9 protein-coding genes (1 of these 9 running past the window's edge) are annotated in these 15,599 nt (G+C 67.6%); 4 read left to right on the plus strand and 5 right to left on the minus strand.

Going from position 1 to position 15,599, the window contains the following annotated elements; genetic code table 11:
* Window positions 1-9: 9 nt before the first annotated feature.
* Together PW843_19135 and PW843_19140 are read left to right on the plus strand one after the other, a co-directional pair.
* The gene (locus tag PW843_19135; protein ID MDE1148699.1) at window positions 10-1,368 is read left to right on the plus strand and encodes a TonB-dependent receptor plug domain-containing protein; all 1,359 of its coding nucleotides are present in this window, start codon (window positions 10-12) and stop codon (window positions 1,366-1,368) included.
* Window positions 1,268-2,161, plus strand: a complete 894-nt coding sequence (locus PW843_19140; protein MDE1148700.1) for a TonB-dependent receptor — start codon at window positions 1,268-1,270, stop codon at window positions 2,159-2,161. The genes PW843_19135 and PW843_19140 overlap by 101 nt, the downstream gene beginning before the upstream one ends.
* A 70-nt stretch (window positions 2,162-2,231) precedes the next feature.
* Here PW843_19140 and PW843_19145 read toward each other — a convergent pair whose 3' ends face one another.
* Both PW843_19145 and PW843_19150 read right to left on the minus strand, forming a co-directional pair.
* Window positions 2,232-3,308, minus strand: coding sequence for an alpha/beta fold hydrolase (locus PW843_19145; GenBank protein ID MDE1148701.1), 1,077 nt, complete (start codon window positions 3,306-3,308; stop codon window positions 2,232-2,234).
* 49 nt (window positions 3,309-3,357) lie between these two features.
* Window positions 3,358-5,031, minus strand: coding sequence for a methyl-accepting chemotaxis protein (locus PW843_19150; protein ID MDE1148702.1), 1,674 nt, complete (start codon window positions 5,029-5,031; stop codon window positions 3,358-3,360).
* A gap of 219 nt (window positions 5,032-5,250) precedes the next feature.
* Here PW843_19150 and PW843_19155 point away from each other — a divergent pair, with 219 nt between their 5' ends.
* A complete protein-coding gene (locus PW843_19155) occupies window positions 5,251-6,630 on the plus strand; it encodes a class I SAM-dependent methyltransferase (GenBank protein MDE1148703.1) in 1,380 nt (459 codons plus the stop codon).
* Between the two features lie 19 nt (window positions 6,631-6,649).
* Here the strand turns inward: PW843_19155 and PW843_19160 are convergent, their stop codons facing one another.
* The 3 genes from PW843_19160 to PW843_19170 form a co-directional block, all read right to left on the minus strand.
* The gene (locus tag PW843_19160) at window positions 6,650-9,319 is read right to left on the minus strand and encodes a glycoside hydrolase family 2 TIM barrel-domain containing protein (GenBank protein MDE1148704.1); all 2,670 of its coding nucleotides are present in this window, start codon (window positions 9,317-9,319) and stop codon (window positions 6,650-6,652) included.
* Window positions 9,320-9,478: 159 nt separating this feature from the next.
* Window positions 9,479-10,552, minus strand: a complete 1,074-nt coding sequence (gene dinB, locus PW843_19165; GenBank protein MDE1148705.1) for a DNA polymerase IV — start codon at window positions 10,550-10,552, stop codon at window positions 9,479-9,481.
* A gap of 172 nt (window positions 10,553-10,724) precedes the next feature.
* Window positions 10,725-12,716: a hypothetical protein gene (locus PW843_19170; GenBank protein ID MDE1148706.1), complete on the minus strand. Its 1,992-nt coding sequence runs from the start codon at window positions 12,714-12,716 to the stop codon at window positions 10,725-10,727.
* A 313-nt stretch (window positions 12,717-13,029) separates the two neighbouring features.
* On the opposite strand from PW843_19170, the gene PW843_19175 reads away from it, so the two are divergent.
* Window positions 13,030-15,599: the 5' portion of a PAS domain-containing protein gene (locus PW843_19175; GenBank protein MDE1148707.1), read on the plus strand. The gene runs 268 nt beyond the window's last position; 2,570 of the gene's 2,838 nt are visible here — the first part of the coding sequence; it begins with the start codon at window positions 13,030-13,032; its stop codon lies off the right edge, out of view.

Consider the following 15,599-nt stretch of genomic DNA (forward strand, 5'->3'; position numbering starts at 1 on the left):
GGGACTTAGATGAAGCAGGGTTTCATGCGCGCCAGGCTGACGGCCGGCGTTTCCGTCATCGCGCTGGCGATGACCGCCGTGGCCGCGCAGGCGCAGCAGGCGGGCGACGACGCACCGCCGCAAACGGTGTCGAGCATGGTCGACGGCGTGGAGACGGTGGTGGTCACCGCCCGGCACTACGTGCCCTCGGGCAGCCTGACCGCGACCAAAAGCGACGCGCCGCTGATCGAGACGCCGCAGTCGGTCTCCGTCGTCACCCGCGACCAGATCGACCTGCTGAACTTCATCGATGTGCAGCAGGCCGTGCGCTACACCGCCGGCATCGTGGGTGAGAATTACGGGCCCGACCTGCGCTTCGACTTCCTGACCCTGCGCGGCTTCACCCCGGTGCAGTACATCGACGGCGTGCAGGCGCCCATCACCACCACCATCAGCAACGTGGGCGTGGACCTCTACGGCTTCGAATCGGTGGACATCCTCAAGGGTCCGTCGTCGGTGCTGTACGGCACGGTACCCCCCGGCGGCATCTACAACCTGACCAGCCGCCGCGCCTCCGACACCTTCGGCGGCGAGATCGGCATCAAGTACGGCGAGGATGATTACAAGCAGGTGGAGGGCACCATCACCGGCCCGGTGGCGGACCACCTGTCGGTACGTGTCACCGGCCTGTACCGCGACCGCGATTCGCAGGTGAAGGGCGTCACCGCCGACCGCGGCTACATCGCCCCCACCGCCACCCTGTCGCTGGAAAACACCACCCTGACGGCGCTGGGGTATTACCAGCACGACCGGGTGAATGGCGACACCAACGGCTTCCTGCCGGTGCTGGGCACCCTGCTGCCCAACCCGCTGGGCCAGATCGCCCGCGACACCAACCTGGGTGAGCCCAACTACAACTACTATCAGCGCGACCAGTACAGCGTGGGCTATCAGCTGGCCCACGATTTCGGCAGCGACATCGGGTTCGAGCAGAACCTGAAGTGGTTCCATTACAAGGAACTGCAGCACGTCATCTATGGCGCCGGGCTGGAATCCGACAACCGCACGGTTGATCGCTACAACTTCCCCTACCAGGAGCGGGTGGACGAGCTGGCGATCGACAACCGCCTGAAGGCCAAGGTCGATACCGGATCGATCAGCCACGACCTGCTGGCCGGCGTCGATTACCGCAGCAGCCGCAACAACGCCCAGTACGGCTTCGCCGTCGCCCACCCCCATCGACCTGTACAACCCGGTCTATTCCAACGGCGACATCGCGACACCGGCCATGGGCCCCTATGTCGACCTGCGGGTGCACCAGACCGGCGGCTATGTCCAGGACCAGGCCCGGTTCGGCCCCCTGGTCTTCACCGCCAGCGGCCGCTATGACGAGGTCACCACCCACAACCTGCTGGCCGGCACCACCGTCCACGACGACAAGTTCACCTATCGCGTCGGCGCCAACTACGTCCTGGACAGCGGCTTCGCGCCCTATATCAGCTATGCCACCTCGTTCCAGCCGGTGGCCGGCGTGGACGCGCGGGGCAAGGCTTTCGTGCCGTCCACCGGCCGGCAGGTGGAGGGCGGCGTGAAATATGACGGACGCACCCTGGACGACACGGTGCACCTGTTCACCACCCTGGCGGCGTTCGACATCGTCCAGACCAACGTGGTGACGCCCAGCAACGACCCCGCCAACCCGGTGGGCAGCCTGCAGACGGGCGAGGTCGAGGTGAAGGGCGTGGAACTGGAGGGCGTGGCCCGCATCAATGAACAGCTGAGCCTGAACGGGTCCTACACCTACACCTATTCGGAAGTGACCAAGAGCAACGGCCCCGACCTGGGTGGCCCGCTGCCCACCACCCCCCGGCACAAGCTGTCGCTGTTCGCCGACTACACCCTGCAACAGGGCCCGGCGGCGGGCCTGGGTGCCGGTGCCGGCGTGCGCTACGTGACGGGCAGCGCCGGCGCCCAGCTGGGCGCCTTCGTCAGCACCGTCTATTACACCGAGGCGACGACGCTGTTCGACGCCATCGTCCACTACGACACGCCGGACTGGCGCGTCGCGGTGAACGCCAGCAACCTGTTCGACCGCACCTATGTCGGCCGTTGCGCCAGCGCCACCAACTGCATCTTCGGCCAGGGCCGCCAGGTCATCGCCAGCCTGACCCGCAAGTTCTGAACACGGGTTTATCGCGCACAAAAAACGCCGGCCGGGATCGCCCCTGGCCGGCGTTTTGTTTGAACTATACCTACTTCAGCAAATCACCCAACGCCCCCTTCCACACCTTGGCCTGGGTCAGGGTCTGGTGGCCGCGGGTATCGGATGATGCCGGGATCAGGACATATTGGCCGTGGGGCACGCGTTTGATCGCGTCTTCCATCACGCCCAGTTCGGCAGGGTTCAGCAAATCGTCGGCGAAGTTCACCGCCACCAGCTTGGCCTTGATCTTCCCCAAATCCGGCGCGGGATCGTAGTCGTACGAGGATTCGAACCAGTAGAGGTAATCGTTGGCATCGATGGTTTTGCCGTAATCCGCCACCCACTGGTCGTACAGGGTGGTGGCCGCCGGGCGCGTGGGCGCCTGCTGCTGCAGGAGGGCCGCGTTGTTGACCATGATGTTGAAGATGGGCAGGGCGCGGGTATAGGCCGTGGGCTGGGCCGTGTAGTCGCCGCCCTTCCAGTCCGGATCGTTGCGGATGGCCTCGATCACCAGCTGGCGCCACAGCATGTTGCGGCCGGATATCGCCACGGGCTGCGAGGCCACGGGCATCAGCGCGTCCATCATGTCGGGATGCCGCTCACCCCAAATCCAGGTCTGCATGCCGCCCATGGACGTGCCCAGCACCAGCTTCAGGTGCTTGATGCCCAGGCCCTGGGTGACGATCTTGTACTGCCCCTCCACCGCGTCGACGTAGCCGTAGTGGGGGAAATGCCCCTTCATCCCGTCCGACGGCTTGGAGGAGCCGCCGTGGCCGATGCCATCGGCCAGGATGATGAAGTATTTCTCCGCGTCCAGCGGCTGACCGGGCCCGAACAGTTCGCCGGCCAGGCTGGGGTTCAGGAAATTGCGGCCGGTGCCGGTGGTGCCGTGCAGCAGCAGCACGCCGTTGGTGATGGCGCCCGAGGCGTCGCGCTGGGCCGTGCCGATGGTGGTGTAATGGAAACGCGCGTCGGCCAGATGCTCCCCATTCGTCAGGGCGAAGTCATGCACGATGACGTCGCCCTCCATCTGGTTGGGATAGCTGGGCGGCTTGGCGTCGGCCGCGACGGCGGCGTTCGTCACGAGCAGGGCGCCAAGCGCCAGGGTGGAGAGCCAGGCTTTCATCAGGTCATCCTTTCAGGCGGTACTACGGGTGAGTGGGGGGCTGCGACCGTCAGGCCGCGCGCAGGGCCGCCAGGAAGGTGGAGACCTTGCCGCGCAGATCCTCCGCCTGGGTGGACAGGCCGTTGGCGGCCGTCAGCACGTCGCCGGCCACGTCACCCGTCTCGCCCGCCACCTCGCGCACACCGTTCATGCCGGCGCTGACCTCACTGGTGCCGCGCGCCGCCTCCTGCACGTTGCGGGCGATCTCCTGCGTCGCCGCCCCCTGTTCCTCCACCGCCGCGGCGATGGTGGTGGTGATGTGGTCGATCTCACCGATGGTCTGGCCGATGGCGGTGATGGCCTTGGCCGCCTCACCCGTCGCGGCCTGCATGGCTTCGATCTGCTGGCGGATGTCGTTGGTGGCCCGTTCCGTCTGGTTGGCCAGGGCCTTGACCTCGGACGCCACCACGGCGAACCCTTTGCCGGCCTCACCCGCGCGTGCCGCTTCTATGGTGGCGTTCAGGGCCAGCAGGTTGGTCTGGCCGGCGATGTCGCTGATCAGGGCGACCACGGCGCCGATCTGCTGCGCCGCCTCGGTCAGGCTGGTCACGGCGTCGGTGGTGCGCGTCGCCTCATCCACCGCCTTGGTGGCGATGGTGGCGGAGATGGAGACCTGGCGCCCGATCTCACCGATGCTGGCGCCCAGTTCCTCGGCCGCCACGGCCACCGTCTGCACGTTGGCCGCCGCCTGTTCCGAGGCGCCGGCCACCGCCACCGCGTCGCGGGCGCCAGTTTCGGCGATGCGGCTCAGGCTCTCCGCCGTGGTGTGCAGGCCGGTCGAGGCCTGGGTCACCGATTGCAGGGTGTGGGCCACGTCGGTGTCGAAGGTCTGCACCAGGCCGTCCACGCGGTTGGCGCGCTCCGCCTTGGCCGCGGCCTCGGCCGCCTGCTGGGCCGCCAGTTCGTCGCCCTGGCGCATGTTGGTGCGGAAGACATCGATGGCGCGCGCCATGTCGCCCACCTCATCCCCGCGCGTGGTGCCGTCCAGGGTGAAAGCATAATCCTTGTGCGCCAGGCGGCGCATGACACCGGCCAGGCGGGCCAGGTGCTGGGCCACGTCGCGGTCCAGCCACAGCACGGCGCCGATGGACAGGGCCACCGCCACCAGGGCGGCGACGATGATGCTCCAGAACGCGTGGGTGTAGGCCGCCTGCACCACCTCGTTCGCCGTGGCCGCCCCCTCGCGGTCATAGGTCGCCAGCGCCTCCAGCGCCGCCTGCACCTTGCGGAAGGTCACGACGATGTCGCCGTTCATGGCCTTTTCCGCCAGGTCGCGGTGGTCCTTGGCGTCGGCGAAGGCGGCGGCCATCGCCGCCTCATACGGCCCGCGCAGGGCCTGGTACTTGGCATAGAGGTCGGCGGCCGGCCCCGTCACGCCGATGGCGTCGAACCGCTTCATGGCGGCCGCCAGGTCGGTCGTCTGCTTTCCATATAGCTTGATGGCCTCATCCCGCGCCGTATCGTCGGCCGACACCACCACCCGGCTGGCGGAGATGCGCTGGCGGGCCGTGGCCGTCTTCAAGTCGCCGAGGACGTCGATGGACGGCAGCCATACGGTGCGGATTTCGGCCGCGGCGCTATTGATGGTGCCGATCTGCCAGAGGGCCAGAAGACTAATGGCGATGGTCAACAGCAACAGGCTGCCGAACGCGGTCAGCAGTTTAGGGCGAAGCGCCAGATTCATAAAAACCACCATCAATTTTGCTAAAGGTCGAAGTAATTCAACCTCCCCGATTGATCTTATAAACTCTCTGTTACGCTTTGTCGTGATGCGGTGAATTCGCCCGGCCGCTATGTACGGCCCGCAGTTCCGCAACCCTGCGACCTCACAAGCACTCGACAGCCGGCGGCTTAGCCGTCACCTTCAGGCATTGATGCAAAATAATACTGCAAAGGACTTGGGATGAGCGCGGACGGCGTAGGCACGACGACGACCCCCGTGGATGAGGGCGAAGGTATCGGCGGTTATGTCAGCGGCATCACCTATCCCCGCCGTTATTACCAGGAGCTGAACCCGGCCGCGATCTCCTACGCGGCGCTGCAATCAGGCTACCGCGCGCCCCGGCTGGACCGGCCCTTCCGCTATCTGGACCTGGGCTGCGGCCATGGCTACAGCCCGCTGCTGTTCGCCAGCCTGTTCCCCCAGGGGCATTTCATGGGCGTTGACTTCAACCCCATGCACATCGGCAGCGCCGGGTCCCTGCGCCGGGCGGCGGGCCTGACCAATGCCGAATTCATCGCCGCCACCTTCCAGGACCTGGTGGCTATCGAGGACGGCCCCAGCCTGGATTGCGACTTCATCGTCCTGCATGGGGTGATGAGCTGGGTCAGCGAGACGGTGCGCCGCGACATCGCCGCCCTGGTCCGCCGCCGGCTGAAGCCAGGCGGCATCGTCTATGCCAGCTATAACTGCCACCCCGGCTGGGCCGCCAAGCTGCCCCTGCGCACCCTGATGGTCGACGCCTACGCCGTCACCACCGGCACGGTGGAGGAACGGGTGAAGAAGGTGCTGGCCTTCCTGCGGCAGCTGCTGGACAGCAAGGCGCTGTACATGGAACTGAACCCCGTCGTGCGCCAGCAGATCGAAACGCTGGAGACGCTGGACCCCGGCTATGTGGCGCATGAGTACCTGAACCAGTACTGGCGCGCCTTCCACCACAAGGAAATCGTGGCCTTCATGGAACGGCTGGGCATCGGCTACCTGGGGTCCGCCACCGCCGCCGACAATGTGCCTCTGCTGGCCGTGCCGGACCAGCCGGCGGCCCTGATGGCGGTCATGCCCAACGCCCTGCTGCGGGAAAACGTGCGCGACGTGGCCCTGAACCGCCAGTTCCGCCGCGACCTGTATGGCCGTGACCTGAAACCCCTGGCCGTGCCCGATCTGGTGGCCGCACACCAGGCCACCCGCTATGCCCTGGGGCGGCCACGGACGGACTGCCCCCTGCTGGTCAAGCGGTCCTTCGGCGACGTCACCCTGCATGAGGGGGTGTTCGCCCCGCTGCTGGATCGCCTCGCGGCCGGCCCCGCCACCTTCCGGGAACTGGCCGCCGTGCCGCCGCTGGACGGGTGGGAGGTGGCGGACCAGATCCAGGCGCTGCAGGTGCTGGTGGGCGCCGACTACGCCCGTCCCATCGTGGCGGGGGCGGAGGTGCCGGCCGACAGCGACGCCGTGCGCCGCTTCAACCAGGCGGCCCTGGTGACGGCCCGGGGCGTCGGCCAGCCGGAAACGGCGCTGGCCGTGCCGGCACTCTCCGGCGCCATGATGACGGCGGTGGGCGCTTAAGCGGGCGGGACGGCGTCGCCTACCTCACCGGCACGAGGTCGATGGCTGACACCACGGCCTGGCCGGTCAGGGGCCGGAATTCCAGCGTCAGGCCGGTGGCACCCTTGGCCGTCGCCTCCACCGTGCGGTCCAGCGCCTTCAGCACCCCGCCCGCCTGGGCGGCGATGTCCAGGCCCTTCACCACCACCGCGTCCCCGGCCAGCACGTCGAACACCCGGGCGCCCGGCGTGGCCCCCTTGGGCTCCATGAAATGCAGGGTGACGCGATAGCGCCCCGCCGGCACCGGCACCCGGTAGGTGAAGGCGCCCTCGCGGTAGGTTTCATACAGGGCGGGATCACCTGAGCCGGTGACCGCCGGAATGGCCTGGTCCGGCACGCCCTGTTCCGGCGGCGGGTTGCGGTCGTGCGGCGTGCCGCCGTCAACGAAGGCGTCGGAGCCATAGCGGGCGCCGCCGGCCGTCGTCAGCCCGGCGGACGAGCCGGCACGGATGCGTATCTCATCCCCCGCGCCGTCGTAGCGCCAGGTGACGCTGTCGCTGAGGGGCTTGCCATCGATCTGCGCCGTGACGGTCAGGACGTTGGCGCCCGCGTCCAGGCGCACGGCCGGCCACAGGCAGACATGGTCCAGGCAGGGGGCGATGCCCAACTCGCGGCCGTTCAGGCTCAGCCGGGCGGCGGCGGCGTTGCTGTAGGCCTGCACGTCCGTCACGGGATAGGCGCGGTCGATGTAACGCCGACCGTTCAGGTGCAGCACCGGCCGGCCGCTCCAGTCCGCCTGGTAGAAATAGAACACGTCCTTGCGGACGGTGCGGTCATAGGACACCAGGCCCTTGTCGTTGGTATCGACCATGTCGCCCTCGGTCCGGCTGTCGCTGGCGAAGTCGAACATGGTCCAGAGGAAGGTGCCCCACAGGTAGGGACGGTCCTTCAGCTGCGCCCACCAGATCTCATGCAGGCGGCTTTCCAGTTCCTCGGGATGGAAATGGCCCTTGGGGTAGACCACGCCGCCCTGGCCGGAGCCCGCATCCACCTGGTCGGTGTGCTGGGTCAGGCCGCCGCCGCCGCCATATTCGCTGACCGCCAGCGGCAGGCCGGGGTGCAGGCCGTGCAGCCGGTCCAGCACGGGCCCCAGATCCTCCGGCTTTTCATAATACCAGCCCTGGTAACGGTTATAGCCCAGCAGGTCGGTGATGCCGGCCACCACGTCCACGCCCGGCCGGGGCTGGTCGGGCCGGGGCTCGCAGCAATCGGCCATGGTGGTGGGCCGGGTGTGGTCCAGGGTATAGGCCAGGTTGTTGAGGTCGGTCAGCAGCGGGCGCGCGTCGCTGACGCCATGGCCGCTGGCCGCCATCAGGTTGACCTCATTGCCGATGGACCAGGTGACGACGCTGGGGTGGTTGTAGTTCTGCTTGACCAGTTCCCGCAGCTGGCTTTCCGCGTTGGCGGTGAAGGCCGGCGTGGTGACACCCTTGTCGCCCTCCGCCGTTTCGGGTGCGGTGCGGTTGACCAACGGGATTTCCGCCCACACCACCACACCGTCGCGGTCGGCCAGGTCGTAGATGGCCTGGTCGTGCTGGTAATGGGCAAGGCGCAGGGCGTTGACGCCCATGTCCAGCATGATGTCCATGTCCTGGGCCTGGTCGGCCGGACTGATGGCCCAGCCCTTGCCCGGCCGGTCCTGGTGGCGGGACACGCCGTGCAGCGCCAAATGCTTGCCGTTCAGGAAAAAGCCCCGCTCGGGATCAAAGCGGAAGGCGCGGATGCCCAGGGGCTGGGCCACCTGGTCCATCTCGCCGGGGGCGCCCTCCACCATCACCACCACGTGGTACAGGTAGGGATCGGCACGGCCATCCCACAGGTGCGGGGTCGGCACGGTCAGGGTCTGCACCACCTCATCCCCCGCGCCGGCGGCCAGCGCCAGGGGCTGGCTGGCACTGGCGACAACCGCGCCGCCGGCATCCACGATGGCCGCCTTGACCGCCACGGTACGGGCCTGGGTCGCGTCGTTCTTCACCCGGGCCGTCACCTCGATGCTGGCGGCCTTGTCATCCACCTCGGCCGTGCGGGCGTAAACGCCGGGCCCGCCCCAGTCCATCATATCGACATGCACGGGGTCGGTGGCGATCAGCGATACCGGGCGGTACAGCCCGCCGAACAGGAAGAAGTCGCCCGACATGGGGATGACCTCCGCCGTCGCGGCACCCACCGTCTTTGGGCTGGAATTGTCGGTGCGCACCGCCAGCACGTTGGCCTTGCCCATCTTCAGGGCGCTGGTGGCGTCAAAGCGGAAGCGGCCGAAGGCGCCCTTGTGCATGCCCAGCTTCACGCCGTTCAGCCAGACCTCGGCATTGATGCTGGCGCCGTCGAACTGCAGCCAGATCTTGCGGCCGGCATAGTCGGCCGGCGGCTTGAACGACAGGCGGTACCAGCCGGCCCCCCGCGTGGCGTTGTAGTCGGGTGCCCGCCTGGCCGTGCCACCCAGATGGTTCCAGGTGTGCGGCAGGGTGACCGCCGCCCACTTATGATCGTTGAAGGCGGTCGCGTCCGCCCCCGGCGCATCGCCCTGCTGGAACCGCCAGCCGGTGGTCAGCGGCATCTCGCGGCGCTCGGCCGCCTGAGCCGTACCGGCCAGGGATGAGACCGCCGTCAGGACGGCCAGGATGCGGCGCATCGCCGAAACAGAAATCATCAAGCGGGCCTCCCACCCCAGTCCGGCCGCCTTGAAGGCCACCGGTGTCAGGCAGGCCGATACGCCGCCCCTAATCCTCGATCGCGGGCGATGGTGGCCAGGGCGCCTGGCCCTGTCAAGCAGGCGGCACTAGGCAAATGGTCAAGGTAATCCGGGTACTTAAAACCCGAACTCCAATTGCGCCGCCGGTCCCGACGCCTCGAAACTGGAAACGGTGACGCCCAGCAGGCGGATGCCGGTGGGCAGGGGATAGACGCTGCGCACCAGGTCGATGCTGACGCCGCGCAGCGTTTCCTGCGCCACCACCGGGGCGGCCAGGGTGCGGCTGCGCGTGGCCTGGCGGAAGTCGCCGTACTTGATCTTCACGGTCACGGTACGGCCAAAGGCCTGCGCCTTCTCACACCAGGCCCAGACCTCGTCCGCCATGGCGCGCACGCCCTCCTCCACCGCCGCCGGTTCGGTCAGATCCTCGGCGAAGGTGGTCTCGGAACCGGAGGATTTGCGCGGCCGGTCGGACACCACCGGCCGGTTGTCCTCGCCATGGGCGATGGCGTGGTACCAGGGGCCGGCCTTGCCGAAATGGGTTTGCAGGAAGGTGGGCGTCTGGCGGCGCAGGTCGGCGCCGGTGTGGATGCCCAGGCCATTCATCTTCTCGGCCGTCACCGGCCCCACGCCGTGGAAGCGGCCGACGGCCAGGTTTTCCACAAAGGCCTCGCCATGGCCGGGCGGTACCACGAACTGGCCGTTGGGCTTGCGGTAGTCCGATGCCAGCTTGGCCAGGAACTTGTTGTAGGAGATGCCGGCGGAGGCGTTCAGCCCCGTCTCCGCCTTGATGCGGGCGCGAATCTCGACGGCGGTCGCGGTCGCCGTGGGCAGGCCGCGCCGGTTCTCCGTCACGTCCAGATAGGCCTCATCCAGCGACAGCGGCTCGATCAGGTCGGTGTAGTCGGCGAAGATGTCCCGGATCTGGCGGGAGATGGCGCGGTAGACCTCGAACCGCGGCGAGACGAAGACGATGTGCGGGCATTTGCGCAAGGCGGTGGTGGACGGCATGGCGCTGCGCACACCGTATTCCCGCGCCTCGTAACTGGCGGCCGCCACCACGCCGCGCTTGGCGCCATGGCCCACCGCCACCGGCCGGCCGCGCAGGTGCGGATTGTCGCGCTGTTCCACCGACGCATAGAATGCGTCCATGTCGATGTGGATGATCTTGCGGATGCCGGGGTCGCTCATAACCCCGGTATCTTAGCAGATTGCCCATGAACGAAAAGCGAACATGTTGATTCGCCCTCAATCGCCGGGCGCCAGCATGCGCTGGCTTGGCTGTCCTCGCTCCGCCCTTCGGTACTCGCTCCGGCGCCCGCGGTCGCGGGCTATGAATGAACGATGCGAGAGTGAAAGGAGCTCACTTCTCGATCTTGAACACTTGGTAGGAGTGCGGCTGCACCGTGGCGGGGAAGTCGGTGCGGGCGGGGACGCCGTCGCGCTTCCACCGGTCGGCCTTGCCCGCGGCGTCCGGCGTGGCGGCCACCACCTCGCCCGTGGACAGGTTGCGCAAATGCACGCCCTGGCCCAGCAGCGACAGGTTCACCGACACCGGCTGGTCGCGGAAGGACTGCACGATGAAGGTGTCGTTGTCATAGGCAAACAGGCTGACATGGTCGGGGCCGTCGACCCGCACCGGGAAGTCCCGCTGCAAATACTTCTTCACCTCGGTGATCAGGCCCTGGGGCAGGTTGTACAGGTCACCCAGATTATCCGGCATGGTCAGGACATACAGGATGCCCTTGGAATACCGGTTCATCAGCAGGATGGGGAAACCCTTGGCCGCCGCCACGCCCCGGATGATGGGCCAGCTGTCGTTGGTGTAGAAGTGCATCTCCGGGAACAGCACGGGCGGCTTGTCGTACGCCGCGCCCTCATGGGAAGGATTGGCCAGGCTTTCGCCGTTGCCGGCGCCATAGCCGTTCAGAAACTCGTGGATCGCGACCTTGCGGCCGGTGTTCTGGACCTCGAGGATATCCTCGATCCCCTTGCCCTGAAGCGCGGTGAGAAGGCCGGAGGTGATGAACACCGTCTTGCCCGCCGTCAGGTTGCCCTTGATCTCATCCACGATCCTGGGGTCGTGGGCCGCCGCCTCGGTCAGCAGGGCGACGTCGGCATTGGTGGGGAACTTCGGCGACAGCTCGATCGGGATGCCGATGGTGCCCAGGTAATTGTGCAGGAAGTCCTCGCCCGAGGACTGGTAGGGCTTGTAGCTGGCGATGCCGATGGGCTGACCCAACTTGCCCAGATCCTTGTCCACCGTCTCCAGCGCATAGCCGGCCAGGCGACCCCAGCCGGGCCCGGGGTCGTCGGCCTTGCCGGATGATTTGTAGCCCGACACCACCTCCTGCCAGCGGAAGGTGGTGGGCAGGTCGGCCCAGGCCTGGCGGTTGCCCGCGCCCACGGCCTTGGCCTCCGACATCGGGCGCCAGTTGAACAGCGTGATCTCCGGCGCCTTGGCGAACAGCGTGTCCCACAGCTGCTCGGCATAGCGGTCGGCGTAGAGGGTGGAGTTCTCATCCACCCAGCCACCACCGTTGCCCACCCCGCCCTTGGCGTCATGCGGGCGGATGTTGCTGTAATAGCGGTAGATCTCGTAGCTCTCATACTGTTGCAGCAGCTGGTCGGTCACCACCGGGTCGCGTGTCTCGGTGCCGGTGTAGATGCCGTCGAACGCCTGGCTTTCCTGTTCCAGGTCGTAGCCGGCACCCTGGAAGTGCTCGTACCAATTGGGGTACTTGATCACCATGCGGACCTTGGGATTGGCCTCGTGCGCGGGCTTCAGCACCAGGTCGCGGGCGACGGCGCGCATGGTGTCCAGGCGGTACTGCGTCCAGCTGCGGTCGCCCTTGGCGGCGATGTCGGCGTCGCTCTTGCTGGCGTAGAAGAAGAAATCGTCCAGGATCACTTCGTCGAAATGCTTGGCCGCCAGCGTGGCCGCCTTGGCGCATTCCTCGCGATCCGCCGGCTTTTCATAGTCGAAGGTGCCGAACTGTCCGCCCTCGCCGCCGGCGGCCAGCGTGATGCCGCCGGAAACCTGCACGCCCCGCTCCTCGAACCACGTCTTGATGCGGGTGACTTCCTCATCGGTGGCGAAGACGTGGTTGCGGTAGACCTCCAGATAGACCTTGTTGAAATGGCTCTGGCGCATCGCGCGCTCGAACTCGCGGTCGAAAGTGGCCTTGTCGGCCAGCTCGCGGGTGTTCTTGACGGCGATGTAGATGGCCACCCGGAAATTCTTGTAGCTCGATGCCGCCTCCGGCTTGGCCTGGGCGGGCTGGGGCATCAGCACGGGCCCGAGCGGCAGGCTGAACAGGGCGGCGCAGGCCACGGCCTGGAACGCACGTCTCATGGGGTCACTCCCTGGAATTTTATTGTCATTTCCCGCGATGAAAACGATTTCTTCACCGGGAAAACGCGGATGGTAGCGGTAACTGTGTATTAATCACATTTGTCGGGCCGACGCTCAAGCCGCCAGATTCCCGCTCAGCCGAAGGTCAATGCCCCCAGCCGCCAGACCTAAGTCGAAAGAAAAGGTAAGTGCCCGTGCCGCTCCCGGAAGCGTCTGCCCCTCAAACGACCGTCCGGATTGACGGCCGCGCCTTGAGCGATGACGCTGGTCCCGGTCATAGTCGCGACGACGTGTCGCGGGGCGGGGGCGGGCGTTGGCGGCACTTACGGGAACGGCGGCATTGGTGGGAACGACGGCGGACGGCAGCGATGGCGCCGCGGCCCGGTTTCCGCAAGGCGGCGACGCCGTCAGCACCCGCATGCGCCAGATGGATTGGTCGACCAGCCCCCTTGGCCCCATCGAAGGCTGGTCGCCCACGCTGAAAAGCACGGTCGGCCTGATCTTGCCGGCCCAGGCCCAGATCGTCATGTTCTGGGGGCCGGAGTTCGCGGCCCTGTACAATGAGGCCTACGCCCCCACCATCGGCAACAAGCATCCCCACGCCCTGGGCCAGCCGGCGCGCCACTACTGGACGGAACTGTGGGACGACCTGGAACCGCTGCTGCAACGGGCCCGGGCCGGCGAGACGGTGGTGGCCAAGGACCGTCCCTTCCGCATCGAACGCCGGGGCTATATCGAGGAGGTGTTCTTCGACATCTCCTACTCCCCCGCCCGCAATGAGGCGGGCGCGGTCGAAGGGGTGGTGTGCATCGTCGATGAGACCACCGACAAGGTGCTGGCGACCCGCCGCCTGCGGGAAAGCGAGGCCAAGTTCCGCACCCTGGCGGAGGCCATGCCCAACCTGGTGTGGACCGCCCGGCCGGATGGGGCGCTGGATTGGTTCAACCCCGGCGTCTACGCCTATACCGGCGCGCCCGGCGGCGCGCTGGACGGCCGGGCCTGGACCTGGATCGTGCACCCGGACGACGCGGCCCTGGCGATGGGCGCGTGGGATGCTGCCGTCAAATCCGGCGACACCTATCAGGTGGAATCGCGGTTGCGTCGGGCCGACGGGGCCTACCGCTGGCATTTGGCACGGGCCGTTCCCATCCGCGATGCGGACGGCGGCATCACCCACTGGCTGGGCACCAACACGGATATCGAGGATCAGAAGGCCGCCGCCCTGGCGCTGGCCACCCTGAACGAAACCCTGGAACGGCAGGTGGCGGAGCGTACGCGCGAACGCGACCGCGCCTGGAACACCGCCCGCGACCTGCTGCTGGTGCTGGATCCGCAGGGTGTTTTCCATTCGGCCAATCCCGCCTGGCAGACCATCCTGGGTTGGGCGCCGGACCAGGTGCCCGGCCGCCATTACAGTGACTTCCTGCATCCCGACGATCTGGCGACCGGTGCCGACGCCCTGGCGCAGGCGGTCGCGGGCACCTTGGAATACACCGAGATCCGGTTCCGCCATCGCGACGGCGGCTATCGCTGGATCGGCTGGCTGGCGGCACCTGAGGAAGACCTGATCTACGCCACCGGCCGCGACGTGACCCGGGAGAAGGAACAGGCCCAGGCCCTGGAACAGTCGGAGGCGCGCCTGCGCTCCGTCTTCAACACCAGCTACCAGCACCAGGGCCTGCTGACGCCCGAGGGCGTGGTGCTGGACGCCAACCCCACCTCGCTGGCCGGCATCAACGCCGCGCGCGAGGATGTCGTGGGCAGGCCCTTCTGGGAAACGCCCTGGTTCACCGCCACGCCCGGCATCTCGGAATTGATGCGGACGGCCTTGCCCCGGGTACGCGCCGGCCGCACCGTGCGGCGGGAGATCGTCATCAACCTGCCCGCCGGGCGGCATACCTTCGACTTCTCGCTGCGGCCCCTGTTCGACAGCGCCGGCAAGGTCATCGCCATCGTGCCGGAGGCCATGGACGTGACCGCCCGCCGGGCGGCGGAGGAACAGTTGCGCCAGGCCCAGAAGATGGAGGCGCTGGGCCAGCTGACCGGCGGCATCGCCCACGACTTCAACAACATGCTGATGGGCATTTCCGGGGCGGTGGAACTGATCCGCCGGCGCCTGACCACCGGCCGTGGCGACGGCCTGGAACGCTATCTGGACGCCGCCGCCTCATCGGTCCAGCGGGCCGCCGGCCTGACCCATCGCCTGCTGGCCTTCGCCCGGCGGCAATCGCTGGACACCCGGCCGCAGGATGTGAACGGCCTGGTGGGGACCTTCGCCGACGTGCTGCGCCGCACCCTGGGCGCCGGCGTCACGCTGGAAACGACCTTGGCCCCGGACCTGTGGCCGGCCCTGACCGACGCCAACCAGTTCGAAAGCGCGCTGCTGAACCTGGCGCTCAACGCCCGGGACGCCATGCCGGGCGGCGGCCGGCTGACCATCGTCACCCACAACCAGGCCCTGGCCGCCCCTGCGAAAGGGGGGGCGGACGCCATCAAGGCCGGCGACTATGTGCTGGTCGCGGTGACGGATACCGGCACCGGCATGATCCCCGCCGTGGTGGAGAAGGCCTTCGACCCCTTCTTCACCACCAAGCCCATCGGCCAGGGCACCGGCCTGGGCCTGTCGATGATCTACGGTTATGCCCGCCAGTCCGGCGGCCATGTCCGCATCGACAGTGAAATCGGCCGGGGCACCACCGTCACCCTGGCCCTGCGCCGTGCCCCGGCGGAAACCGAAATCGCCGCGGTGCCGGCAGATGGCACCGCGCCTATGCTCCCACCGGGCCTGGGCGAAACCGTGCTGGTGGTGGAGGATGACCACACCGTGCGCCTGCTGGTCACCGATGTGCTGCGGGACCTGGGCTATCGGTATATCGAGGCCAA

It is taken from the genome of Azospirillaceae bacterium (assembly GCA_028283825.1).
GTDB lineage: Bacteria > Pseudomonadota > Alphaproteobacteria > Azospirillales > Azospirillaceae > Nitrospirillum.